The organism is Micromonospora sp. GCM10011542 (assembly GCF_042650685.1).
In the GTDB taxonomy this organism is placed as follows: domain Bacteria; phylum Actinomycetota; class Actinomycetes; order Mycobacteriales; family Micromonosporaceae; genus Micromonospora.
Genome location: NZ_JBHSBO010000025.1, coordinates 97,865 through 121,849 on the forward strand (window position 1 = coordinate 97,865; position 23,985 = coordinate 121,849).

Consider the following 23,985-nt stretch of genomic DNA (forward strand, 5'->3'; position numbering starts at 1 on the left):
CGCCCGACGGGGCAGCGGACGCGACGTGAAAACTGGATAGTTGGGTCGACGCCGGGCGTCGCCACGTACCCGTGAGCATCCGGCGCCCCGCGTCGGTGCGTCGCGGGCCGCCGTGCCGGCCCGGCGCCGACCCAGGTCAGACCCGTCGGCCGGGACCCGGCCCGACACCCGCCGCCGCTGCACCAGCGGCGCGACCGTACAGGGAGACAGGACAGCCGTGGCACCACCTCAGGGACAGATGCGCCCCGGACGGCAACTGGCCGTGCTCGGGTTCATCTTCGTCGTCCTCTATCTTTTGGTGTTCTTCTCGGGCGGCGCCAAGGGCAGCTTCCAGGACCGGCTCGAGCCCAAGCTCGGCCTGGACCTCGTCGGCGGCACCCGGCTGACGCTGGAGGCGACCAACACCGTCGATGGCAAGCCCCCGACGGCCGAGAACCTCGAGGAGGCCCGCCAGATCATCGAGAGCCGGGTCAACGCGTTCGGCGTGGCCGAGGCCGAGGTGGTCACCGAGGGCAACCGGAACATCGTCATCTCCCTGCCCGGTGAGAACCGCGATCTCACCGACGTGGGCAGCGCGGCCGAGCTGCGCTTCCGCAAGGTGCTCAAGGCGGCCGACGGCAGCGGAGCGGTGGCTCCGCCCGCCGCGGCGCCGGCTCCGACCGGCAGCGCCACCCCGGCCCCGTCCGGCAGCGCGTCGCCGAAGCCGTCGGCCAGCGCGTCGGTGAAGCCGTCCGGCAGCGCGTCGCCGAAGGTGACCAGCTCGCCTAGCGGCGGCCAGGGCGGGATGGCCCCGGCGCCCAGCGCCAGCGCCACCCCGACTCCGTCGGCCTCCGCGAGCGCCGCCGCCCCGTCGGCCTCCGCGAGCGCCGCCGCCCCGTCGGCGAGCCCCAGCGCCGAGCCGGTGCCGGCCAGCGTCGAGGAGCAGCGCAAGGCCGTCGAGCAGAAGGTCGGCGCACCCGCGTGGCAGGCCGCCAGCGGGCTGAAGGCCCCGGCCGACCTGGCCAGCGACCCGTCGCTGGCCGACAAGCTCAAGCCGTTCGGCACGCTGTCGCCGCGCGAGGTGGCCGTGCTGCCGGCGACGATGCAGTTCAACGTGCCGACCATCGGCTGCGCCCAGCTCGACAAGCGTCCGCCCGCGTCGATCTCCGACCCGAAGCAGCAGGTGGTCTCCTGCGAGGACGGCGCCTCCAAGAACCTGCTCGACCAGGCCAAGGTGCTCGGCACCGACGTGGACGACGCCGACGCGGTGCTCGACCAGACCAACTCCTGGGTGGTCAGCCTCGACTTCACCGGTGACGGCCAGGGCAAGTGGACCGCCCTGACCCGTGAGGCCTTCAACAACGAGGGTCAGGCCTGCGACGCCACCGCGCTCGGTCAGGACGGCAAGTGCCGCGTGGCTGTCGTGCTGGACAACGAGATCGTCTCCTCCCCGGAGATCCAGGGCGTGCTGACCGGCAACTCCCAGATCACCGGCAACTTCACCCAGAAGGACGCCAGCGCGCTCGCCGGCCAGCTCCGCTACGGCGCGCTGCCGGTGACCTTCGAGCCCCAGGAGCAGCAGAACGTCACCGCCACCCTGGGCGCCAGCCACCTGCGGGCGGGTCTGCTCGCGGCCGGCATCGGCATGCTGCTGGTCATCATCTACGCGTTCTTCTACTACCGGCTGCTCGGCTCGGTGATCTTCCTGAGCCTGATCCTCTCCGCGCTGCTGGTCTTCGGCGCGCTGGTGGTGCTGGGCCGGCAGATCGGCTTCACGCTCACCCTCGCCGGCATCGCCGGTATGATCGTCTCGCTCGGCGTGGCGGCGGACTCGTTCGTCATCTACTTCGAGCGGCTCAAGGACGAGATCCGGGAGGGCCGCAGCCCACGTAGCGCGGTGCCCCGAGCCTGGATCCGCGCCCGCCGGACGATCATCTCGGCGAACGCGATCACGCTGCTCTCCGCCGTGGTGCTCTACGTGGTCTCGGTCGGCACGGTGAAGGGCTTCGCGTTCGCCCTGGGCCTGGCCACCGTGCTGGACCTGGTGGTGGTCTTCCTCTTCCGGCACCCGATCATGACGATGTTCGCCCGCACGCGGGCGTTCCTCTCCCCGCGGGTCAGCGGTCTGGGCCGGGCGCTTCCGGCCCGCACCCAGCAGGCACCGTCCCGCAACCCGCGCGCCAAGGAGGCCTGACATGGCTGAGAATGGTCTGGCGAGCCGCCTCTACAACGGTGAGGCCGGTCTCAACATCATCGGCCGGCGCAAGCTGTGGTTCAGCGTCGCCGGCGCGCTGATCCTGGTCGCGATCCTCAGCTTCGCGCTGCGCGGCTTCCAACTCGGCATCGAGTTCGCCGGTGGCAACTCGTTCCAGGTGCCGGCCAGCGTCGGCACCCTGGACGACGCCGAGCGGCAGGTCGACGCGGCGCTGGCCGCCAAGAACACCGGCGTCGAGGTGGTCACCGCCCAGAAGGTCGGCGGCCCCGGCGGCGACTACTACGAGATGCGCACCGGTCAGCTCAGCGCCGAGCAGGCCAACGCGGTCAAGAGCGACGTCGCCCAGCGGTTCGACATCAACGCCAACCAGATCAGCGGCAACCAGGTCAGCGAGGCGTGGGGCAGCCAGGTCACCGACCGCGCGCTGCTCGGTCTGATCATCTTCATCGCGCTGGTGATGGTCTACCTGATCCTGCGCTTCGAGTGGCGGATGGCGGTCGCGGCCGTCTCGTCGCTGTTCATGAACCTGATCCTCACCGCCGGCATCTACTCGCTTGTCGGCTTCGAGGTCACCCCGTCGACGATCATCGGCTTCCTCACCATCCTGGGCTTCGCGCTCTACGACGTGGTGGTGGTCTTCGACAAGGTGCAGGAGAACACCCGCGGCATCACCGCCAACAACAACCAGACGTACGGCGAGGCGGCCAACCTGGCCATCAACCAGAGCCTCATGCGGTCGCTGAACACCTCGGTGGTCGCCCTGCTCCCGGTGGGCGGTCTGCTCTTCATCGGCGCCGGCCTGCTCGGCGCCGGCACGCTGAAGGACCTCGGTCTGGTGCTCTTCGTCGGTATGGCGGTGGCGTTCCTGACCTCCATCCTGGTGGCCACGCCGCTGCTGGTGCTGCTGAAGAACTACGACCCGCGCATCCAGGCGCACAACAAGCGGGTGCTCGCCCGCCGGGGCGCGGTGGCCCGCGGCGAGATCCCCGCCAAGGGCGCAGCCCGCCCGGCCCAGGCCGGCGAGGACGCCGACGCCCCGCTCGACCCGGAGGCCGCCGCGCTGGCCGGCGCCGCTCCCAAGGTCGGCGCCCGCCCGGTGGGCAAGCGGCCCACCGGCGCCCGGGGCGGACGCCCCGGTGGCGGCGGCAACCGGCCGGGCGGCGCCAAGCGGCGCTGACCGACACCCGGGGCGACCCGGGAGGAAACGCCCCGACGGCGTCCGGCATGCTGTGCGAGCAGCAAGCCGGACGCCGTCGTCCGTGTGAGCAGCGAGCCGACGCCGTCGTCGTGAAGGGAAACACCACTGCCGTGACGGAGACCCACAGCAACGGGGCGCGCGGGGACAGCGGGCCACAGACCGCCCAACTGGTGGCCAGCCGGGTGCTGGACGTGCCCGACTTCCCCAAGCCCGGTGTCCTGTTCAAGGACCTCATGCCGCTCTTCGCCGACGGCGAGGCGTTCCGCGAGGTCATCGACGGGATCATCGCGTACCACGGGCCGGGGTCCTTCGACGCCGTGGTGGGCATCGAGGCGCGCGGGTTCGTCATCGCGGCGGCCGTCGCGTACGCCACCGGAGTGGGTGTGGTGCCGGTGCGCAAGGCCGGCAAGCTGCCCCGACCGGCCTACTCGGCCACCTACGCGCTGGAGTACGGCGAGGCCACCCTCGAACTGCACGAGGACGCCTTCACCGCCGGGCACCGGGTGCTGGTGGTCGACGACGTGCTGGCCACCGGTGGCACCGCCGAGGCCACGCTCGACCTGGTCGAGCGCGCCGGCGGGACCGTCACCGGCTTCACCGTGCTGCTGGAGTTGGGTTTCCTGGGCGGGCGCGAGCGGCTGTCCCCGCGTCCGGTGCATGCCCTCCTGACCGTTTGACCGCCGACCCGTCGGGCCCACCCCGCGCCGACCGTCCGGCGGAGCGGCAGGGGACCGTCCGTGCGGGTAGCATTGCCCTTTGCTGACGCCGGCGGTACCCCCGTCCGGCGGCAGGAGACCAGGCGGGCCGACGTACGGCCGGCTTTTTCCGGCGAGCGGTGAGGAGGCCGGTGTCCCACGATGTCGTCCCTCCGGCGGAGGGCACGGTGCACCCGACAGGCGACGCGGACGGCTCGGTGACCGAGCGGAGCGCTGACGCGAAGGCCCGGGTAACGGACGCCGGCAACGGTTCCGGCCCGGCCGAGATCATCCGCTCCGGTGCGACCCCGACGACCGGCGGCGCGCCCGTGGCGGAGGCGCTGCCCGGTGCCGACGGGGTCGTGGTCCCGTTCCCGACCGACGGCTCGACCGACCCGTTGCCCAGCGGCGGCTTCGGGCTGTCCAACGCGCCCACCGGCCGCCGGGTGCGGGCCCGGCTCGCCCGGTTCAACGCGCCCTGGCAGACCTCGCAGGTCAGCGAGGTCCTGGAGCCGCTCATCGCGAGCCACCGGGACAACCACCCCAAGGCCGACGCGCGGCTGCTCCAGCGCGCCTTCGACACCGCCGCCCGGTGGCACTCCGGGCAGTACCGCAAGTCCGGCGACCCGTACATCACCCACCCGCTCGCGGTCGCCACCATCCTGGGCAACCTGGGGATGGACACCACCACCCTGGTCGCGGCGCTGCTGCACGACACCATCGAGGACACCGAGTACACCCTCGACGCGATGCGCGCCGACTTCGGTGGCGAGGTGGCCCTGCTGGTCGACGGCGTCACCAAGCTCGACAAGGTCAAGCTGGGCGACGCGGCCAAGGCCGAGACGATCCGCAAGATGGTCGTGGCCATGGCCAAGGACCCGCGGGTGCTGGTGATCAAGCTGGCCGACCGGCTGCACAACATGCGCACGCTGACCTTCCTCCCGCGCCCCAAGCAGGAGCAGAAGGCCAAGGAGACGCTGGAGATCCTGGCCCCGCTGGCGCATCGGCTGGGTATGAACACGATCAAGTGGGAGCTGGAGGATCTGTCCTTCGGCACGCTGTTCCCGAAGCGCTACGAGGAGATCAACCGGCTGATCGGGGAGCACCAGCCGCAGCGCGAGGCGCTGCTGCGCCAGGTGACCCAGAAGGTGCAGACCGACCTCAAGGCCGCCAAGATCAAGGCCGAGACCACCGGTCGGCCGAAGCACCTCTACTCGATCTACCAGAAGATGATCGTGCGGGGTCGCGACTTCAACGACATCTACGACCTGGTCGGCGTGCGGATCCTGGTCGACACCGTGCGCGACTGCTACGCGGCGCTGGGCGTGATCCACGCCAACTGGCAGCCGGTGCCGGGCCGGTTCAAGGACTACATCGCCATGCCCAAGTTCAACATGTACCAGTCGTTGCACACGACGGTCATCGGGCCCACCGGCAAGCCGGTGGAGATGCAGATCCGCACCTACGCGATGCACCGCACCGCGGAGTTCGGCATCGCCGCGCACTGGAAGTACAAGGAGCACAAGGGCACCCAGATCGTCGGCCCGCCGGCGCACATCGACGAGATGACCTGGCTGCGGCAGTTGCTGGACTGGCAGCGCGAGGCGGCGGACCCGAGCGAGTTCCTCGACGCCCTGCGCTTCGACCTGTCCAGCCAGGAGGTGTACGTCTTCACCCCGAAGGGTGACGTCATCCCCCTGCCGACCGGGTCGACGCCGGTGGACTTCGCGTACGCGGTGCACACCGAGGTGGGGCACAAGTGCATCGGGGCGCGGGTCAACGGCAAGTTGGTGCCGTTGGAGTCGACGCTGTCCAACGGCGACGTGATCGAGATCTTCACGTCGAAGTCCGACACCGCCGGCCCCACACAGGACTGGCTGGGCTTCGTCAAGAGCCCCCGGGCCCGCACCAAGATCCGGCAGTACTTCAACAAGGAGCGCCGCGAGGAGGCGATCGAGGCCGGCAAGGACGCGATCGTCAAGGCGATGCGCAAGCAGGGCATGCCGTTGCAGCGGATGCTCACCTCCGACGCGCTGATGTCGATCGCGCGGGACCTGCACCTGGCCGACGTGGCGTCGCTGTACGCGGCGGTCGGCGACAGCCAGGTCTCGGCCCAGTCGGTGGTGCAGAAGCTGATGGCCGCGTACGGCGGCGAGGAGGGCGCGGCGGAGGACATCGCCGAGACCGCCGTCGCCACCCGGCCGCCGCGCAGCCGGCAGAGCAGCAGCGACCCCGGCGTGGTGGTCCGTGGCGTCAGCGACGTCTGGATCAAGCTGGCTCGCTGCTGCACCCCGGTGCCACCGGATTCGGTCTTCGGCTTCGTCACCCGCTCCGGCGGGGTCAGTGTGCACCGCGACGACTGCGCCAACGCCGAGGACCTGCGGGCGCAGCCCGAGCGGGTGGTCGAGGTGAGCTGGAAGCTGACCTCCGCCTCGACGTTCCTGGTCGCCATCCAGGTGGAGGCACTGGACCGGCACAAGCTGCTGGCCGACGTCACCCGGGTGCTCTCCGACGAGCGGGTCAACATCCTGTCGGCCACCGTGACCACCACCCGGGACCGGGTGGCGGTCAGCCGGTTCAGCTTCGAGATGGCCGACCCGAAGCACCTGGGCCACCTGCTGGCCACCGTCCGCAAGGTCGACGGCGTCTTCGACGCCTACCGGGTCACCTCCGGCGCCTGACGCGTACCCCGCACACGACAGCGCCCGCCGGCTCAGCCGGCGGGCGCTTCGTCGTGCGTGTGGGCGTCAGCCCTGCGGCGCGCTCATCGTGAGGTCCTTGATGATGACCTCCTTCTTGGGGTGGCCGCCGCCGGCCTGCTGGGCGAACGCCCCGTCGTCGCCGGCCTTGGCCACGTCCTTGACGATGTCCAGGCCACCGGTGACGGTGCCCAGCACGGTGTACGCGGCGTCCAGCGGCGAGTCGCCGTAGACGATGAAGAACTGGCTGCCCGTGCTGCCCGGCTGGCCCGAGTTGGCCATCGCGATGACACCCTCCGGGTACGGCGGACGCTTGTCGGTGGGCAGGTTCTCCTCGGGCAGCTTGTACGACGGGCCGCCGGTGCCGTCGGTGTCCCGCCAGCCCTTGCCGGTCGCGCTCGGGTCGCCGCACTGGAGCACCTTGATGCCCTCGGTTACCAGCCGGTGGCACTTGGTGTTGTCGAAGAAGTTCTTCTCGGCGAGGTGGGTGAAGCTGCCCGCGGTGCACGGCACCAGCGACCGGTCGACCTTGGCGGTGATCGGACCCAGGTTCGTGTCGATCGTCAAGGTCTGCACGCCGGTGCCGGACTGCTGGTTGCTGGGCGCCCCGACGTCCTTGATCTGCTTGGTGCGCTGGTCGGCGGGGAGCTGGTTGTAGACGCACTCGGCCGCGCCGGGGGCCGCGGCGTCGGTGCCGGCCTTCTTGTCGTCACCGCCCAGGCTCATTGCCAGCCACACGGTGCCGGCGACCACGAGCACCAGCGCGGCGCCCGCTCCGATGATCGCCTGGGTCTGCCGGCGCTTACGGGCCCTGGCCGCGCGCTCGGCCATCTCCTTCTCGAGTCGGGCGCGTGCCGCCGCGCGCTGCCGCTCTCTGGTGGACGTCACGCCTGGATCCTCCTGGACTGTCTGCTTCGGGTGCCGCTGGGTGGGGTGGGGCGACCGGTCAGCCGGCGCTCGGGCTGCTGGCCGGAGCGCCGGAGGCCGACGGCGACGGTGTCGCGGCGGTGGCCGGCGCACCGACGGTGAGGCTCTGGATCAGCACGTCGGTCTTGGGCTTGACCTTGGCTCCCGTCCCATTGTCCACGGTCGGGAGGGCACCGATCTTCTCCACCACGTCCAGACCGCCGGTGACCCGCCCGATGACCGAATACTTCGGGTCGGCGGTGGTGAAGTCCTTGAAGAAGATCAGGAACTGGCTGCCGTTGGCACCCGGCGGGTTGGCGATCATCGCCACGGTCCCCTTCGGGTACGTGGGCGGCTGGCCGGGCGCCGGGCTGGCCGACGGGGACGGCGAGGGGGCGGTCGGGATGTTCTCGTCGTAGAACGAGTAGGCCGGCCCGCCGAGGCCGGTGCCGCTGGGATCGCCGCAGCGCAGCGCGCCCTCGGCGGTGATCTCGTGGCACTTGGTGTTGTCGTAGAACGACTTGCCGGCGAGGTGGGCGATGCTCGCCGCGGCGCACGGGGCGGAGGCCAGGTCCAGCTGGGCGGTGATCGGCGCGCCCTGGTTGGTGGTCACGGTCATCGCCCGGGTGCCCTCGGTGGGCAGCCCGGTGGTCTCCGGGGTGCCGACGTCCTTGAGGTTGGTGTTGGCCGTCGCGTCCTGCGGCGTCCAGAGGCAGACGTCCTCCGCGGCCGTGTTCTTCTTCGGGTCGGAGTCGAAGGCGCCCAGCGCCCAGGCCGAGCCGACGACGATCAGCGCGAGGACCACGACGGCGCCCACACCGGCCTGGATCTGCCGACGGCGCCGGGCGGCGGCGGCCCGGCGGGCCAACTGCCGGTCGAGCTTGGCCCGCGCGAGTTTGCGCTGCCGGTCCCTGCTGGAAGCCACGCGTGCTCCCCTTTCCTCTGCCTGGTCGTCGCGGGGGGCCGGGCGGCCCGGCCCGGTGGGCGGCACGTGCGCCGCGCCACACGCCCGCCAGAGTGTACGGCTACCGACTGGGAATGTGGTGTACGAGGGCGGTTAGGCTGCGGGGGCAGGACGACAGCTCGACGGAAGGACAGCGCCCGTGCTCGTGGCCGGCTTTCCCGCGGACGCCTTCGGCACCAACTGCTATGTGGTGGCCACCGCGCCGGGGGAGCAGTGCGTGGTCGTCGACCCCGGCATCGGGGTGCTCGACCAGCTCGACGCGCTGCTCGCCGAGCACCGCCTGCATCCGGCCGCCGTGCTGCTCACCCACGGGCACCTCGACCACACCTTCTCGGTCGCGCCGGTCTGCGGCGCCCGCGGCATCACGGCCTACGTGCACCCGGGCGACCGGGAGATGCTGGCCGATCCGGCCAAGGGCCTGTCGGCCGACCTGAAGGCGCTCTTCGGTGGGCGGCTGAGCTACACCGAGCCCGAGGACGTGGCGGAGCTGACCGACGGCGCGACCCTCGCGCTGGCCGGCCTGGAGATCACCGTCGACCACGCCCCCGGCCATACCGGCGGGTCGGTGCTGTTCCGCCTGCCCGGCGCCGGGTCCTCGTGGGAGGCCGACGAGATCTGCCTCTCCGGCGACGTGCTCTTCGCCGGCTCGATCGGCCGCACCGACCTGCCCGGCGGCAGCATGCCGGCGATGCTCACCAGCCTGCGCGACAAGATCCTGCCGCTGGCCGACGACACCGTCGTGCTGCCCGGGCACGGCCCCACCACCACCATCGGCCGCGAACGCGCCAGCAACCCGTACCTCATCGAGGTGGCGGAGGCCGGCCGCCCGGCGGCTCCCACCCGGGGCCTCTAGCCCCCGCGTCCGCGCCGTGCGCGGACCCCAGACCGCACCCGCGCCACGACGCGGAACCGCAAGGAGTACGCCGATGAGCAAGCCCACGCCCATCTCCGGCTTCCCGGAGTGGACGCCCGCCCAGCGGATGATCGAGCAGTTCGTGCTCGACCGGATCCGGGCCACCTTCGAGCTGTACGGCTTCGCCCCGCTGGAGACCCGCGCGGTCGAGCCCCTCGACCAGTTGCTGCGCAAGGGCGAGACCTCGAAGGAGGTCTACGTGATCCGGCGGCTGCACGCCGACGCCGAGGGGGCGGCCGGTGACGACCAGCTCGGCCTGCACTTCGACCTGACCGTGCCGTTCGCCCGCTACGTGCTGGAGAACGCCGGCAAGCTGGCCTTCCCGTTCCGCCGCTACCAGATCCAGAAGGTGTGGCGGGGCGAGCGGCCGCAGGAGGGGCGCTACCGGGAGTTCATGCAGGCCGACATCGACATCGTCGACCGGGACACCCTGGCCCCGCACCACGAGGCGGAGATGCCGCTGGTCATCGGCGACGCCCTGCGCGCCCTGCCGATCCCGCCGGTGACCATCCAGGTCAACAACCGCAAGATCAACGAAGGCTTCTACCGGGGCGTCGGGCTGACCGACCCGGTGGCGGCGCTGCGCGCGGTCGACAAGCTCGACAAGATCGGTCCGGCGAAGGTGGCCGAGCTGCTGGCCGAGACCGCCGGGGCGAGCGAGGCGCAGGCCAAGGCGTGTCTGGCGCTGGCGGAGATCTCCGCACCGGACGCCTCGTTCGCCGACGCGGTGCGCGCGCTGGGCGTCGACGACCCGCTGCTGGACGAGGGCATCGAGGAGCTGGTCCGGGTGGTGGAGACCGCCGCCGAGCACTCGCCTGGTCTGTGCGTGGCGGACCTGCGCATCGCCCGCGGCCTGGACTACTACACCGGCACGGTGTACGAGACCCAGCTGCGCGGGTACGAGCGCTTCGGCTCGATCTGCTCCGGCGGCCGGTACGACAGCCTGGCCACCGCCGGCGCGGTGTCGTACCCGGGCGTGGGCATCTCGATCGGGGTGACCCGGCTGCTCGGGCTGCTCTTCGGCGCCGGGGAGCTGTCGATCTCCCGTGAGGTGCCGACCGCCGTGCTGGTCGCGGTGCTGAGCGAGGAGCGGCGCGGGGTCAGCAACCGGGTGGCCGAGGAACTGCGCGGGCGCGGGGTGCCGACCGAGGTGTCGCCGAGCGCCGCAAAGTTCGGCAAGCAGATCCGCCACGCCGAGCGCCGGGGCATCCCGTACGTCTGGTTCCCGGGCGTCGACGGTGCGCCGGACGAGGTGAAGGACATCCGTTCCGGCGAGCAGGTGGCGGCGAACGCGGGGGAGTGGACGCCGCCCCGGGAGGACCTGAAGCCGCTGGTCCACTGACATTACTGGCGCGTACGGCCGCGGGGACCTACGGTGGCGTAAGTTACGCCACCGTAGGGAGTTTCTCGTGACCGTGAGCACCACACTCAGCCAGACCGCCCTGCTCGTCGAGCTGGAGCCGGTGGTCGCCCGCAACCTGGACCGCCACCTCGCGGTCGCCAAGGAGTGGTTCCCGCACGAGTACGTGCCGTGGAGCGAGGGGCGCACCTTCGACGGGCCGCTCGGCGGGCAGCCGTGGGCGCCGACCGACTCCACCATCCCGGACGTCGCGCGTACCGCGCTGATCGTGAACCTGCTGACCGAGGACAACCTGCCCTCGTACCACCACGAGATCGCCACCCTCTTCGGCCGGGACGGCGCCTGGGGCACCTGGGTGCACCGCTGGACCGCCGAGGAGGGCCGACACGGCGTCGCCATCCGCGACTACCTGACCGTCACCCGGGCGGTCGACCCGGTCGCGCTGGAGCGCGCGCGGATGACGCACATGTCCGAGGGCTACCAGAACGCGCACGGCGACGAGGTGCTGCACTCGCTTGCGTACGTGTCGTTCCAGGAGCTGGCGACGCGCATCTCGCACCGCAACACCGGCAAGGCCACCGGCGACGCGACCTGCGAGGCCCTGCTGGCCAAGGTGGCCGCCGACGAGAACCTGCACATGATCTTCTACCGCAACCTGCTCGCGGCCGCCTTCGAGCTGGCGCCCAGCCAGGCCATGCGGGCCGTCGCCGACGTGGTGGCCGACTTCCAGATGCCGGGCAACGGCATCGAGGGCTTCGCCCGCAAGTCGGTGGCGATCGCCCTGGCCGGCATCTACGACCTGCGCCAGCACCGCGACGAGGTGCTGGTGCCGGTGCTGCGCCAGTGGGACGTGTTCAACGTGACCGGCCTCAACGCCGACGGCGAGGCCGCGCGTGAGCAGCTCGCCCGCCAGCTCGACGACCTGGAGCGCGCCGCCTCCCGCTTCGAGGAGAAGCGCGCCGCCCGCGCCGCCCGTCTCAGCTCCGTGCGCTGACCCGGTTGCCCGTCAGTCCAGGGGAAAGAGGAGACAGGTGCTGGTGGCGTGGGCCACCAGGCGGGACCGGGTGTCGGTGAGCCGGGCCTCGGCCAGGGCGGTGCGGCGACCCCGCTGGAGCACGGTGCCCTCGCACCGCAGCGTGCCGCTCGCCACGGTGACCGGCCGGAGGAACTTCACGCTCAGGTCCAGCGAGGTGTAGCCCACCCCGGCGGGCAGCGTGGTGTGCACGGCGCAGGCGGCGGCGGTGTCCAGCAGGGTGGAGATGACGCCACCGTGGACGGTGCCGAGTGGGTTGTAGTGGAACTCCTGCGGCACCAGTTCCACGGCCACCCGGCCCTCGTCGGCCTCCATCCGGGCCATGTCCATCAGGTGCATCACCGGCGGTGCGGCCAGCTCACCGGCGATCATCGCGCGGAGCAGCTCCAGGCCGCTGCGCTGGCCGAGCTGCGCCGCGTTCGCCGCCGGATCCGACCAGGTGAACGTCCGGCTGCGCGCCGGCTCCTGCGTCTGTGTCATGGACTCAGCCTGGCAGCGCGTTGCTGAGTCTGTCAATGAGACCTAGCCTGGTCGGATGAAGCCCGCGGCGCTGGACTGGTCGGTCGAGAACTGCACCATCGCGAGGGCGATGGAGATCCTCGGCGAGCGGTGGACGATGGTGGTGCTCCGCGAGGTGTTCAGCGGCGTGCGCCGCTTCGACGACATGCGGGTGCGTACCGGCATCCCGCGCCAGGTGCTCACCAACCGGCTGGGCGCCCTGGTCGAGCAGGGCGTGCTGCGCCGGGAGCCGTACCGCGAGCCGGGCAGCCGGTTGCGCCACGAGTACCGGCTGACCGAGAAGGGCCTCGACCTCTGGCCGGTTCTGGTCGCCGTGCTCGGCTGGGGCGACCGCTACCTCGCCGATCCGGACGGCTCGCCGCTGAGCGTCGGGCACCGCGACTGTGGCGCCGAGGTGCGCGTCGAGTTGCGGTGCGCGGACGGGCACGAGGTGCGTCAACCCCGCGACGTGGTGCCGCGGCCGGGCCCTGGCGCCCGCCGCCGTACCGCCTGACCCTCATCCGTCGCCGAGCCGCAGTGCGGCGCGCTGTCCGGAACCGATCCGCCGCGGCCGCGGTGTGACGGCGGGGGTCTCCGGATGTGTCGGGGGTGTTGCGGCGGTGTGACCGGCGAAGATCGACGAATCCGGACGAAACCAGGTCTTGTCAATGATCTTAAGTATGTGAATACTTCAGTTCAGCCTGGCCAGTTTCCCCAGATCGGCCGGGTTGTCCCCCCGGGTCTCACCGTCTCCGGTGCGACCCGATCCCCCGCCCAGGAGGTTGTTACATGCGACCCACGAGGTCCTCGCTCCGCCACGCGGTCACCACCGCCGCCGTGGCCGGAACCCTGGTCGTCGGCTCGCTCATCGGCGCGCCCGCTCAGGCTGCCCCCGCCGCCTCGCCCGACGCCGGAGCCGCCCTCGCCGCGCAGCTCGGTGACCGCTCCGCCGGCTCGTACATCGACGCCAGTGGTAAGACCGTCGTCACCGTGACCGACGCGGGCGCCGCCCGCAAGGCCAGCAGCGCCGGCGCCACCGTCCGCTACGTCACCCGCGGCGCGGCCGAGCTCAACCGGGCCACCGCCGAGCTGGAGCGCTCCGCGAAGATCCCGGGCACCGCCTGGTGGAGCGACCCGGTGACCAACCAGGTCGTCGTCTCCGTCGACAGCACCGTCACGGGCGCCAAGCTGGAGCGGGTCAAGGCCGCCGCCGCGCGGGCCAACGGCGCGGTACGGATCGAGGCCGAGGCCGGCGTGCTGAGCACCCGGATCTCCGGTGGCCAGGCCATCTACGCCGGCGGCGGTGGACGCTGCTCGCTCGGCTTCAACGTGCGCAGCGGCAGCACCTACTACTTCCTGACCGCCGGGCACTGCACCAACATCTCGTCGAGCTGGTACTCGAACTCCGCCCAGACCAACCTGATCGGCACCCGGACCGGCACCAGCTTCCCGGGCAACGACTACGGCATCGTGCGGCACAGCAACTCCGCCAACGCCGCCGGCAACGTCTACCTCTACAACGGCAGCTACCGGGACATCACCGGCGCCGGCAACGCCTCCGTCGGCCAGGCGGTGCAGCGCTCCGGCAGCACCACCGGCCTGCGCGGCGGCTCGGTGACCGCGACCAACGCCACGGTGAACTACGCCGAGGGCTCGGTCTCCGGCCTGATCCGGACCAACGTCTGCGCCGAGCCGGGCGACAGCGGCGGCTCGCTGTTCGCCGGCGGCACCGCGCTGGGCCTGACCTCCGGCGGCAGCGGTAACTGCCGCACCGGCGGCACGACCTACTTCCAGCCGGTCACCGAGGCGCTGAGCCGCTACGGCGTCAGCGTCTTCTGATCGATCCACCACCTGCGGGCCGCCGGAGAACTCCGGCGGCCCGCGTCGCGCGTACCCCGGCTATCCCGGGCGATGGTCGGACCCGGCGCGACGCGGTGCGGGCCGATCCGCGTGGGGGAGCGGGAGGGCCGTTCCGGCGAGGTGCGCCCGCCGGGTGGAGAGCACCGCCAGCAGCGGCCAGAGCGCGACGGCCAGCGCCGCCACCCGCTCGGCCAGCCCGGTCCGGGAGCCGCCGGTCACCTCGTACACGAACCAGCCGAACAGGCACAGCAGCACCGCGGTGACGCTCAGCGCCACCGACCGGCGGAACGCCCAGGGCCGCTGCGGCCGGGTCGGGTGCGCGGCGTCCGGGCCGCGCGGCAGCCACAGCGCCGAGCCGGCCGGCCAGAGCACCAGGGCGAGCACGGCCACGGTCGCCACGGTGCCGTGCTCGATGGAGCCGCCGACCTGCGGCCGGGGGAAGGCGACCAGCGCGATGGTGGCCATCCCGCCGACGGCGAGCAGGAAGCGACTGGGCAGACCCGCCGCGTGCAGCACGGCGGCGGTCGCCAGGTAGCAGCAGCCGAGCAGCACGAGACAGGCGGTCATGATCCAGGCGTCGGTCGCACCCGACCCCGCCAGTTCGCTGATGGTGTCCCGGACCGGGTCGTAGCCGGCGGGCTGTCGCGCGCCGGCGACCGTCCATCCGGTCACCAGCAGCGCGGGTGCCGCCGCCGCGGTGGCCACGGCCCAGTTCGGTACGGCGCGCATCCGGTCACGGTAACCGTGCGGCGGCACCACCGAGCCGGAGTTCGCCGGCCTGCCCCGGCGACCATTCGTCCCGGCCTGCCGGGTGCCCGGGAGGAACGACCGCCGCCCCTGACAGAATGCCGGTGAGGACTGTTCCACGATGAGGAGTTGCCAGCCGTGATCCGTACCCACAATGCCGGAAGCCTGCGCGCCGCGGACGCCGGCTCGACGGTGACGCTCGCCGGGTGGGTGGCCCGCCGGCGCGACCACGGCGGCGTCATCTTCGTCGACCTGCGCGACGGCTCCGGCGTGGTCCAGGTGGTCTTCCGCGAGGAGGACGCGCACGCGTTGCGCAACGAGTTCTGCGTGAAGGTCACCGGCGAGGTGACCCGCCGCCCGGCGGGCAACGAGAACCCGGAGCTGCCCACCGGCGAGGTCGAGGTGACCGCCGCCGAGCTGGAGGTGCTCTCCGAGGCCGCGCCGCTGCCGCTGCCGGTCGACGACCAGGTCGAGGCCGGCGACGACATCCGGCTCAAGTACCGCTACCTGGACCTGCGCCGCAGCGGCCCGGCGAAGGCGATGCGGCTGCGCTCGCGCGCCAACCAGCTCGCCCGGGGCGTGCTGCACGAGCGGGACTTCCTGGAGATCGAGACCCCGACGCTGACGCGGTCCACGCCGGAGGGTGCCCGCGACTTCCTGGTGCCGGTGCGCCTGCAGCCCGGCAGCTGGTACGCGCTGCCGCAGTCGCCGCAGCTGTTCAAGCAGCTGCTCATGGTCGGCGGCATGGAGCGGTACTACCAGATCGCCCGCTGCTACCGCGACGAGGACTTCCGCGCCGACCGGCAGCCGGAGTTCACCCAGCTCGACATCGAGATGTCCTTCGTCACCGAGGAGGACGTGATCGACCTCGGCGAGGCGATCGTCTCGGCGCTCTGGAAGGACCTGGCCGGGCACGAGATCTCCCGGCCCATCCCGCGGATCACCTGGCACGACGCCATGGCCCGGTACGGCTCGGACAAGCCGGACCTGCGCTACGGCGTGGAGCTGACCGAGCTGACCGACTACCTGCGCGGCACCGAGTTCCGGGTCTTCGCCGGCGCCATCGACGCGGGCGGCTACGTCGGCGCGGTCGTGATGCCGGGCGGGGCGGCGCAGAGCCGCAAGGAGCTGGACGGCTGGCAGGACTGGGCCAAGGCGCGCGGCGCCCGGGGCCTGGCGTACGTGGTGCTCGACGCCGAGACCGGCGAGGCGCGCGGCCCGGTGGCGAAGAACCTCTCCGCCGAGCACCTGGGCGGGCTCGCCGACGCGGTCGGCGCCAAGCCGGGCGACGCGGTCTTCTTCGCCGCCGGCGCCCACGCCCGCGAGGCGCAGGAGCTGCTCGGCGCGGCCCGCATCGAGATCGCCAAGCGGTCCGGCCTCATCGACGAGAGCGCCTGGGCGTTCTGCTGGGTGGTCGACGCGCCGATGTTCGAGCGCACGGACGAGGGTGGCTGGACGGCCGTGCACCACCCGTTCACCTCGCCGAACGCCGAGTGGGTGGACCGGTTCGAGGAGGCGCCGGACCGGGCGCTGGCGTACGCGTACGACATCGTCTGCAACGGCAACGAGATCGGCGGCGGCTCCATCCGTATCCACCGGGGCGACGTGCAGAAGCGGGTCTTCGACCTGCTCGGCATCACCCCCGAGGAGGCGCAGGACAAGTTCGGCTTCCTGCTGGAGGCGTTCAAGTACGGCGCCCCGCCGCACGGCGGCATCGCGTTCGGCTGGGACCGGGTCTGCATGCTGCTCTCCGGCGCCGACTCGATCCGCGAGGTCATCGCCTTCCCGAAGACCCGGGGTGGCTTCGACCCGCTGACCGGCGCCCCGACGCCGATCACCACCCAGCAGCGCACCGAGGCCGGCATCGACGCCAAGCCGAAGCCGCAGGCCACCGCCCACACCGGCACCGCCGGCCCCGCCGCCCCGGTAGCCGACCCCGTCTGACCGCACCACCCGTTTGGTTGATCAAGAGGTTTGCGTCATCATCGCCCGGTCGAGGTGACGCGAACCTCTTGATCGTCTACGGGGGAGTGGTGTGATGCGGGTGCTCGTGGTGGGGGCCAGTGGGTTTCTTGGTGGGCAGGTGTGCCGGCGGGCGCTGGGCCTCGGGTGGTCGGTGGTCGGGACGTACCACTCGGGTGTCCTTGAGGTGCCGGGGGTCACGGGGCGCCGGTTGGACGTGACCGACCGGACCGCAGTGCGCGCGCTGGTTGCCGAGGTGCGGCCGGATGCCGTGGTGGGTACGCCCTACCGGTACGGCGACTGGACGGTCACCGCCGACGGGGCCGCCAACGTGGCGGTGGCCGCCGCCGAGGTGGGTGCCCGGCTGGTGCACCTGTCCAGCGACGCGCTGCACGCCGGCCGTCGGACGCCCTACGCCGACGACGAGGCGCCCACCCCGGTGTACGCGTACGGAGCCGCGAAGGCGGCGGCCGAGACCGCCGTGCGGGCCGTCGATCCGGGCGCCGCGCTGGTGCGCACCTCGCTGATCCTGGGGGAGGGCAGCAAGCAGATCCAGCTCTGCCGGGACGCGCTCGCCGGCCGGGCCGCCCTGTTCAGCAACATGATCCGCTGCCCGGTCGACGTCACCGACCTGGCCGACGCTGTCCTCGAACTCGTCGACGACGACCACGCCGGCCCGCTCAACGTGGCCGGCCCGGACGCGGTCAGCCGCGCCGAGCTGGGCCTGCTCGTCGCCGCGCGGCACGGCCTGGACCCGGCCGGCCTGAAGACCACCACCAGCGTCGCCGCCGGCGTGGGTGGACCCACCGAGGTACGCCTCGACTGCACCCGCGCCGCCGCCCTGCTGCGTACGCGCCTGCGCGGGGTCCGCGAGCTGCTCACGCCCTGACCGGCCCCGCTCATCCTCTCCGGTGCACACTTTCTTTGCACACCTCTTGTGCATAGAAAGTGTGCACAGTTATTGTGCTAATCATGAGCGGGGACATGGACGACGACGGGACGAGGCGGCGGCCCGAGCCGCGCGCGGTGCGGCTGGACCACCGGCAGGTGCGGGTGCTGGCGCACCCGCTGCGCATGCGGCTCGTCGGGGCGCTGCGGGTGCACGGCCCCGCCACCGCCACCGCCCTGGCCGAGCGGCTGCACACCAACACCGGCGCCACCAGTTACCACCTGCGCCAGCTCGCCGAGGTCGGCCTGGTCGTGGAGGCCCCCGACCTCGGCAGCGGCCGGCAGCGGTGGTGGCGGGCGGCCCACGACGTCACCGACTGGGAGCCCACCGACTTCGACGACGACCCGGACGCCCGGGCCGCGATCGAGTGGATCCAGGGCGACCAGGTACGCCACCTGGTGGAGCACGCCGAGCGCTGGTTCGCCGTCCAGCACGAGTGGTCGCCCGCCTGGCGCGACGCCCTCGGCATGGGCGACATCTTCATGACCATCCCGCCCGCCCGGCTGGAGGCGCTCAAGGAAGAGCTGTGGCGGGTCCTGGAGCGCTACCACGCCGAGGCCGACCCGGACGAGCCCGGTGCCGAGCAGGTGCAGATCTTCCTGTCCGCCTACCCGCTGATCGAGGAGGGGCGATGAGCACCCTGTCCGTATCCCAGGTCCGGCGCCGTTTCCTGCTGCTGCACGGCCTGCGCTGGCTGCCCACCGGACTGATGATCCCGGTCATGATCCTGCTCATGCAGGAGCGTGGCCTGACCCTGCCACAGATCGGCCTGGTCGGCACCGCACAGGGCCTGCTGGTGCTCGCGTTGGAGCTGCCCACCGGCGGGCTCGCCGATGCCCTCGGCCGCCGGCCGGTCCTGCTGGCCGCCGGCGCGCTCAACCTCGTCTCCCTGGCACTGTTCGCGGTGGCCGACTCGTTCGCGCTGTTCTTCCTGGTGTGGGCGTTGCAGGGCGTCTACCGGGCCCTGGACAGCGGCCCGCTGGAGTCCTGGTACGTCGACGCCACCCTCGCGGCCGACCCGCAGGCGACGTACGAGCGCGGCCTCGGCCATGCGGGCACCGTCATCGGCGCGGCCATCGGCGCCGGCGCTCTGCTCAGCGGTGGCCTGGTCGCGCTGGGTCCGGTCGGTCCGGTCAGCGCGCTGACCCTGCCCGTCCTGGTCGCCGTCGTCGCCCAGGCGGCGGCTCAGCTGGCGCTGCTGGTCCTGCTGGTCGAGCGGCGGCCGGCCGTCGGCGTGGCGGCGCTGCGCGCCTCGGTGGCGCAAGCCCCCCGCATGATCGGCGAGGCGGTGGGGCTGCTGCGCCGATCCCGGGTGCTGCTGGCGCTGGTGGCGGTGGAACTGTTCTGGGGCTTCGGCATGGTGACCTTCGAGTCTCTGCTGCCGCTGCGGCTCTCCGAGGTGCTCGGCGACCCGGAACGCGCCGCCGCGCTGCTCGGGCCCGCCAGCTCCGCCGCCTGGCTCGCCTCTGCGGCCGGCGCCGCGCTGACCCCGCTGATGCTGCGCTGGCCCGGCGCCGCGCCCGGTGCCGCCCTGCTCCGGATCGCACAGGGCGTGACGGTGGTCGGGATGGGCCTGTTCGCCGGGCCGGTCGGGGTGCTGCTGGCCTACCTGGCCTGCTACGCCGTGCACGGCGCGTCCAACCCGCTGCACAGCGGGCTGCTGCACCGGCAGGTCGACGGCCCGTACCGGACCAGCGTGCTCTCGCTGAACTCGATGATGGCGCAGCCGGCCGGCGCGCTCGGCGGGGTGCTCCTGCTCGGGCTCGCCGCCACCACCAGCGTGACCACGGCGATGGTGGTCGGCGCGGTGGTGCTGGCCGTGGCCGCGCCGCTCTACCTGCCGGCCTGGCGGGCCGGCCGGGCGGTCCGGTCCGACGCGGCGTCGGCCGGTCAGGTCGACGGCGAACCTGACCTCGACCCGGCCGGTCCAACCTCCGGCCTGCCGGGCGCGGACGACCGCACCCCGGCCGGCGCCACCGGAGCGAGCGGCAACGCCACCTGAGGCGGTGCGCTGATGGTGCCGCCTGGTGTTAGCAAGGGGCCCCTGCCCTGCGTCCGGCGTTAACAGGGGGCCCTTCCTTCACCTCAGCCAGGTGCAGGGAGCTGCGAGGCAGCGTGCCGGTGAAGCCGAGCCGCCGGTACAGCCGGATCGCGCCGACGTTGTCGGTGTAGACGCCCAGCCCCACGGTGTCGTGCCGGGTGAGCAGGGCGCGGGTCATCCCGGCGGTCAGCGCCGCGCCCAACCCGCGACCCCGCTGCTCCGGCGCCACGGTCAGGCCGGCGACGAAGCCGATGTCGCCCCGGCTGCGGTCCGCGCCGCAGGCCACCAGCCGGTCGCCGTCGCGGATGCCGTACCAGTCGACGACCCGGGGATCCCCCGGACGGGAGGTGGTGGTCGGGAACGCCGCGTCGATCAGCGCGGTCAGCATCGGGTGGTCGGCGTCGGTGAGCCGTTCCACCCGCTCCTCGCCCGGCTGCGCCGGCGGCGGCGTACCGGTCCAGAGGAAGTCCCACTCGTCGTGCCGGACCACCGGTAGCCGCCCCGGCAGCCAGGCCGCGTCCACCCGGGGCAGGTGCACCCACTGGCCGGCCCGCAGGAGCCCGTCGCCAGCCAACGCGACGCAGACGTCGAGCGCCGCCGCGGCCGGCCCGATCGCGCCGGCGGCCGGGCCGTGCTCCGCCGGCAACAGCCAGACCACGGCGCCGTCGTGCCGGTAGCCGCGCGCCGGTGCGCCGCGCCACAGCGCGTGTCGGGCGTACGGGTGGTGGCCGGCGGCGGCCAGGATGGCGGCCCGGCCCTGGAGAACCTGGTCGGCGGTGATCATGCCCTCCAGCCTAGGAGCCGGCCAGGCGCCGGGCACCGGGTGTCCGGCCGGGCGGGGCGGTCCAGGATGGAGATTGGCGAGTCGACCGATTGGGTACATCCCGCGCCGACCTACTGGTAACCCCCACCGGAGGATTCACATGCTCGCCATTCTCGCGGCCATCGTCTTCGGCTTCGCCCTCCTGATCGACCTGCTCAACACGGACTTCGGCGCGCCGGACCTGTTCAACCAGACCACCCTGTTGATGCTCGGCCTCCTGCTGCTCTCCCTCTACCTGGCCGGGGTGGGCAGCGGCCCCCGCGGCGGTGGCGGCGGGCGCTGGTACCGCGGTCGGCGCCCCGGTCGCGGCTGACCGGAACAGATCACCGACGGCCCGGCCCACGGCGCGATTCCGGCGTCGCGGGTCGAGCCCGGTACTGTCTTCGTGATGGAGTCCGACGCCCTCTTCTCCCTCGGTGCACCCGCCGGGACGCCCAGCGCGCCCCCGGGTCCCGCCGGTGTCGACGGGTTCACTCCGGTAGCGGACGATTCGCCCCTGCCCGTCCGGATGCGTCCCGCCAACCTCGACGAGCTGGTCGGGCAGGACCACCTGCTCGCCCCGGGCGCGCCGCTGCGGCAGCTGGTCTCCGGCGCCACCCCGATGTCGGTCATCCTCTGGGGACCGCCGGGCAGCGGCAAGACCACCATCGCGCACCTGGTGGCAGGGGCCACCGACCGCCGCTTCGTGGCCATGTCGGCGCTCTCCGCCGGGGTCAAGGACGTCCGGGCGGTCATCGAGACGGCACGCCGCCAGCGCCGCTCCGGCGGCCCGCAGACCGTGCTCTTCATCGACGAGGTGCACCGGTTCAGCAAGACCCAGCAGGATTCACTGCTCGCCGCCGTCGAGGACCGTACGGTCACACTGCTGGCGGCGACCACCGAGAACCCGTACTTCTCGGTCATCTCCCCACTGCTGTCCCGGTGCGTACTGCTCACCCTCCAGCCGCTGGACGACGCCGCCGTACGCGGCCTGCTGCGCCGCGCGGTCGCTGACGAGCGTGGCCTGGGCGGCGCGCTCACCCTCGAAGCCGGGGCCGAGGACCATCTGGTGCGGCTGGCCGCGGGTGATGTCCGCAAGGCACTCACCGCGCTGGAGGCCGCGGCCGCCTCCGCCACCGCACTCGGCACCGGGCGGATCGACCTCGCCACCGCCGAGCAGGCGGTCGACGTGGCGGCCGTGCGCTACGACCGCGACGGCGACGCCCACTACGACGTCACCAGCGCGTTCATCAAGAGCATGCGCGGCTCGGACGTCGACGCGGCGCTGCACTGGCTGGCCCGGATGCTGGTCGCCGGCGAGGACGCCCGGTTCATCGCCCGCCGGCTGGTCATCTTCGCCAGCGAGGACGTCGGCATGGCCGACCCCGGCGCGTTGAGCGTGGCCACGGCCGCAGCCCACGCGGTCGAGTACGTCGGGCTGCCGGAGGCCCAGCTCAACCTGGCCCAGGCGGTGATCCACCTGGCCACCGCACCCAAGTCGAACTCGGCCACCACCGCCATCGGCGCCGCGATCGCCGACGTGCGTGCCGGTCGGGGTGGGTCGGTTCCGCGCGGGCTGCGCGACGCGCACTACGCCGGCGCCCGGGGGTTGGGCCACGGGACGGGCTACCGCTATCCGCACGACGACCAGCGCGGCGTGGTCACCCAGCAGTACGTCCCCGACGACCTGGTGGGCACCGACTACTACCGGCCGAGCCCGCACGGGGCGGAGCGGTCGGTGGCCACCCGGTTGCCGGTGCTGCGCCGGATCGTGCGCGGGCTGCCGGCCCCGGCCACCCGACCGGAGCCCCCGGCGGCCGGGCCGAGCGCCGAGCCTGCGGCGAACGGTGCGGGCACGCACGGTCGATCGACGACGGGCACCGGCGGTGCCGGCACGGCGCAGGAGAGCGGCAGCGACGCCGCGGGAGAGGGTCAACAGTGAAATCGCGTGGTGCGGAACGGCCGGACGAGGGCCCGGACGAGCGGCGCGATCCCCGCGCCAAGGGCCGCCGCTGGGGTCGCGGCCGAGCCGAGGCCGAGCCGGAGGAGCCGGTCGCCGGCGAGGAGTTCGGCTGGATCGACGACCTGCGGTCGGCCCAGCAGCAGCGCACCGAGCTGGGCCCGGACGGCGCCCCGGCGGGTCCCGGTGCGCCGCGCGGCGCGTCGGCGCCCGCCGGTCCCGGCCGACCGGGTCCGGACGCGCCCCCGCCCGGACGCGCCTCCGGTGGACCGTCCGCCACACCGCCGGTGCGCCGTGGCGAGCCGGACGGCGCCGGCCCGCGCCGCCCCGTCGACGGGCCCTGGCCCGGCGAGGCGCCGCCACCAGCCCAGCGCCGCCCGGACGAGCGGCCCGCCACCGACCGACCCCAGGCCGGCCGCGCCGGCACCCCCGGGCAGCCGGGACCGGGTCAACCGGTGCGGCGCGGGGCGGTGCCGGTGCCCGGCACCGGTCCCCGACCCGCCGCGGCACCGCCGCCCGGCGCTGCCCGTCCGGTCGGGGAGGACCCGGCCACGCCGCGCCCGACCTCCGGCTCCCCGACCGGCCCGACCCGCCCGCGCGCGGCGGCGGCGGTCCCGCCGGTCGGCCCGCCGACCTCGGCCACCCCGCCCGGACGCCCATCGGACGCCATGCCAGCGGGACGCGCATCGGACGCCATGCCACCGGGGCGTCCCGCGGACGTGCCGCCCGGGCGCCGCCCCGAACTCGACCAGCAGGGTCGGCGGCCCGCGCCCACCGAGCCCGGTCGACCGCTGCCTCCCGACGCGGCCGGCCGGCGTCGCCCCGGCCCGGTCGATCCCGCCGCGCCCGCCGGACCGGAGCCGACCGGTCGCGCCGCCGCCCGGCCGGCCACCGGTGGGCGCCGCCGAGCCGCCGAGCCCGACGAGCCGGTGGTACCGCGTTCGGGCAACGCGCCGCCGGTACCGACCCGTGCAGCCGCCGCTCGCGCCGCCGCGCCGCCCCCCGCCTCGGAGGACGGCCCCGAGCGCCACCGACGCGCCGCGTCCGAGCAGCCCGACCCGTCCCGGCGGGCATCGTCCGAGCAGCCCGACCCGTCCCGGCGGGGCGGCGAGCCCCGGGCCGACCGCCCGGAACGGCCGGCCGACTGGCTGCGCCAGGCGGGTCGCCTGCCGCACACCGATCCCGCGCTGCCGGTGATCAACCG

General features: G+C 73.2%; 20 protein-coding genes. 15 read left to right on the plus strand and 5 right to left on the minus strand.

Annotation, left to right across the window (positions count from 1 at the left end; translation table 11 throughout):
• The first annotated feature begins 217 nt into the window (after positions 1-217).
• The 4 genes from secD (at position 218) to ACFOW4_RS08130 (ending at position 6,768) form a co-directional block, all read left to right on the plus strand.
• Positions 218-2,173, plus strand: coding sequence for a protein translocase subunit SecD (gene secD / locus ACFOW4_RS08115; RefSeq protein ID WP_377525931.1), 1,956 nt, complete (start codon positions 218-220; stop codon positions 2,171-2,173).
• A 1-nt stretch (position 2,174) separates the two neighbouring features.
• On the plus strand, positions 2,175-3,371 hold the full coding sequence (gene secF / locus ACFOW4_RS08120; protein ID WP_377525932.1) for a protein translocase subunit SecF: 1,197 nt from the start codon (positions 2,175-2,177) through the stop codon (positions 3,369-3,371).
• 131 nt (positions 3,372-3,502) lie between these two features.
• Positions 3,503-4,069, plus strand: coding sequence for an adenine phosphoribosyltransferase (locus ACFOW4_RS08125; RefSeq protein ID WP_377525934.1), 567 nt, complete (start codon positions 3,503-3,505; stop codon positions 4,067-4,069).
• Positions 4,070-4,239: 170 nt separating this feature from the next.
• A complete protein-coding gene (locus tag ACFOW4_RS08130; protein WP_377525935.1) occupies positions 4,240-6,768 on the plus strand; it encodes a RelA/SpoT family protein in 2,529 nt (842 codons plus the stop codon).
• A 66-nt stretch (positions 6,769-6,834) separates the two neighbouring features.
• Here the strand turns inward: ACFOW4_RS08130 and ACFOW4_RS08135 are convergent, their stop codons facing one another.
• A complete protein-coding gene (locus ACFOW4_RS08135; RefSeq protein ID WP_377525936.1) occupies positions 6,835-7,674 on the minus strand; it encodes a peptidylprolyl isomerase in 840 nt (279 codons plus the stop codon).
• Between the two features lie 58 nt (positions 7,675-7,732).
• Complete coding sequence (locus ACFOW4_RS08140; protein WP_377525938.1) at positions 7,733-8,617, minus strand: peptidylprolyl isomerase; 885 nt, start codon at positions 8,615-8,617, stop codon at positions 7,733-7,735.
• A 178-nt stretch (positions 8,618-8,795) separates the two neighbouring features.
• Between ACFOW4_RS08140 and ACFOW4_RS08145 the strand changes: the two genes are divergently transcribed.
• The 3 genes from ACFOW4_RS08145 to ACFOW4_RS08155 all read left to right on the plus strand — a co-directional run bounded on the left by ACFOW4_RS08145 (position 8,796) and on the right by ACFOW4_RS08155 (position 11,923).
• Positions 8,796-9,509, plus strand: coding sequence for an MBL fold metallo-hydrolase (locus ACFOW4_RS08145; protein WP_377525939.1), 714 nt, complete (start codon positions 8,796-8,798; stop codon positions 9,507-9,509).
• 73 nt (positions 9,510-9,582) lie between these two features.
• The gene (gene hisS, locus ACFOW4_RS08150) at positions 9,583-10,911 is read left to right on the plus strand and encodes a histidine--tRNA ligase (RefSeq protein WP_377525941.1); all 1,329 of its coding nucleotides are present in this window, start codon (positions 9,583-9,585) and stop codon (positions 10,909-10,911) included.
• A 67-nt stretch (positions 10,912-10,978) separates the two neighbouring features.
• The gene (locus ACFOW4_RS08155) at positions 10,979-11,923 is read left to right on the plus strand and encodes an acyl-ACP desaturase (protein ID WP_377525943.1); all 945 of its coding nucleotides are present in this window, start codon (positions 10,979-10,981) and stop codon (positions 11,921-11,923) included.
• Between the two features lie 12 nt (positions 11,924-11,935).
• Here ACFOW4_RS08155 and ACFOW4_RS08160 read toward each other — a convergent pair whose 3' ends face one another.
• Positions 11,936-12,442 (minus strand): PaaI family thioesterase, encoded by a 507-nt coding sequence (locus tag ACFOW4_RS08160; RefSeq protein WP_377525945.1) that lies wholly within the window; start codon positions 12,440-12,442, stop codon positions 11,936-11,938.
• Between the two features lie 55 nt (positions 12,443-12,497).
• Here ACFOW4_RS08160 and ACFOW4_RS08165 point away from each other — a divergent pair, with 55 nt between their 5' ends.
• Together ACFOW4_RS08165 and ACFOW4_RS08170 are read left to right on the plus strand one after the other, a co-directional pair.
• Positions 12,498-12,974 (plus strand): winged helix-turn-helix transcriptional regulator, encoded by a 477-nt coding sequence (locus ACFOW4_RS08165; RefSeq protein ID WP_377525946.1) that lies wholly within the window; start codon positions 12,498-12,500, stop codon positions 12,972-12,974.
• Positions 12,975-13,249: 275 nt separating this feature from the next.
• A complete protein-coding gene (locus ACFOW4_RS08170) occupies positions 13,250-14,299 on the plus strand; it encodes a S1 family peptidase (RefSeq protein WP_377525947.1) in 1,050 nt (349 codons plus the stop codon).
• Between the two features lie 60 nt (positions 14,300-14,359).
• On the opposite strand, the gene ACFOW4_RS08175 is transcribed toward ACFOW4_RS08170, so the two are convergent.
• Positions 14,360-15,049, minus strand: a complete 690-nt coding sequence (locus tag ACFOW4_RS08175) for a DUF998 domain-containing protein (protein WP_377525949.1) — start codon at positions 15,047-15,049, stop codon at positions 14,360-14,362.
• A gap of 156 nt (positions 15,050-15,205) precedes the next feature.
• Between ACFOW4_RS08175 and aspS the strand changes: the two genes are divergently transcribed.
• From aspS to ACFOW4_RS08195, 4 genes are all read left to right on the plus strand, one after another.
• Positions 15,206-17,011: an aspartate--tRNA ligase gene (gene aspS, locus ACFOW4_RS08180; protein WP_377525950.1), complete on the plus strand. Its 1,806-nt coding sequence runs from the start codon at positions 15,206-15,208 to the stop codon at positions 17,009-17,011.
• A gap of 94 nt (positions 17,012-17,105) precedes the next feature.
• On the plus strand, positions 17,106-17,918 hold the full coding sequence (locus ACFOW4_RS08185) for a sugar nucleotide-binding protein (protein ID WP_377525952.1): 813 nt from the start codon (positions 17,106-17,108) through the stop codon (positions 17,916-17,918).
• Positions 17,919-18,013: 95 nt separating this feature from the next.
• Positions 18,014-18,613: a helix-turn-helix domain-containing protein gene (locus tag ACFOW4_RS08190; RefSeq protein ID WP_377526115.1), complete on the plus strand. Its 600-nt coding sequence runs from the start codon at positions 18,014-18,016 to the stop codon at positions 18,611-18,613.
• Positions 18,610-19,980: an MFS transporter gene (locus tag ACFOW4_RS08195; RefSeq protein ID WP_377525953.1), complete on the plus strand. Its 1,371-nt coding sequence runs from the start codon at positions 18,610-18,612 to the stop codon at positions 19,978-19,980. The genes ACFOW4_RS08190 and ACFOW4_RS08195 overlap by 4 nt, the downstream gene beginning before the upstream one ends.
• A gap of 28 nt (positions 19,981-20,008) precedes the next feature.
• On the opposite strand, the gene ACFOW4_RS08200 is transcribed toward ACFOW4_RS08195, so the two are convergent.
• Positions 20,009-20,803 carry a GNAT family N-acetyltransferase gene (locus ACFOW4_RS08200; protein WP_377525955.1) on the minus strand — a complete coding sequence of 265 codons (795 nt, stop codon included), beginning with the start codon at positions 20,801-20,803 and terminating at the stop codon, positions 20,009-20,011.
• A 139-nt stretch (positions 20,804-20,942) separates the two neighbouring features.
• Between ACFOW4_RS08200 and ACFOW4_RS08205 the strand changes: the two genes are divergently transcribed.
• Positions 20,943-21,155: a hypothetical protein gene (locus ACFOW4_RS08205; protein WP_377525956.1), complete on the plus strand. Its 213-nt coding sequence runs from the start codon at positions 20,943-20,945 to the stop codon at positions 21,153-21,155.
• 75 nt (positions 21,156-21,230) lie between these two features.
• Positions 21,231-22,763 carry a replication-associated recombination protein A gene (locus ACFOW4_RS08210; RefSeq protein ID WP_377525958.1) on the plus strand — a complete coding sequence of 511 codons (1,533 nt, stop codon included), beginning with the start codon at positions 21,231-21,233 and terminating at the stop codon, positions 22,761-22,763.
• Positions 22,764-23,985 lie beyond the last annotated feature (1,222 nt).

Excerpts from the sequence above, each read along its gene's own strand:
- secF (WP_377525932.1), top strand. The coding sequence starts at position 2,175 with ATGGCTGAGAATGGTCTGGCGAGCCGCCTCTACAACGGTGAGGCCGGT.
- hisS (WP_377525941.1), top strand. The coding sequence starts at position 9,583 with ATGAGCAAGCCCACGCCCATCTCCGGCTTCCCGGAGTGGACGCCCGCC.
- ACFOW4_RS08160 (WP_377525945.1), bottom strand. The coding sequence starts at position 12,442 with ATGACACAGACGCAGGAGCCGGCGCGCAGCCGGACGTTCACCTGGTCG.
- ACFOW4_RS08165 (WP_377525946.1), top strand. The coding sequence starts at position 12,498 with ATGAAGCCCGCGGCGCTGGACTGGTCGGTCGAGAACTGCACCATCGCG.
- ACFOW4_RS08170 (WP_377525947.1), top strand. The coding sequence starts at position 13,250 with ATGCGACCCACGAGGTCCTCGCTCCGCCACGCGGTCACCACCGCCGCC.
- ACFOW4_RS08175 (WP_377525949.1), bottom strand. The coding sequence starts at position 15,049 with ATGCGCGCCGTACCGAACTGGGCCGTGGCCACCGCGGCGGCGGCACCC.
- ACFOW4_RS08185 (WP_377525952.1), top strand. The coding sequence starts at position 17,106 with ATGCGGGTGCTCGTGGTGGGGGCCAGTGGGTTTCTTGGTGGGCAGGTG.
- ACFOW4_RS08190 (WP_377526115.1), top strand. The coding sequence starts at position 18,014 with ATGGACGACGACGGGACGAGGCGGCGGCCCGAGCCGCGCGCGGTGCGG.
- ACFOW4_RS08195 (WP_377525953.1), top strand. The coding sequence starts at position 18,610 with ATGAGCACCCTGTCCGTATCCCAGGTCCGGCGCCGTTTCCTGCTGCTG.
- ACFOW4_RS08200 (WP_377525955.1), bottom strand. The coding sequence starts at position 20,803 with ATGATCACCGCCGACCAGGTTCTCCAGGGCCGGGCCGCCATCCTGGCC.
- ACFOW4_RS08205 (WP_377525956.1), top strand. The coding sequence starts at position 20,943 with ATGCTCGCCATTCTCGCGGCCATCGTCTTCGGCTTCGCCCTCCTGATC.
- ACFOW4_RS08210 (WP_377525958.1), top strand. The coding sequence starts at position 21,231 with ATGGAGTCCGACGCCCTCTTCTCCCTCGGTGCACCCGCCGGGACGCCC.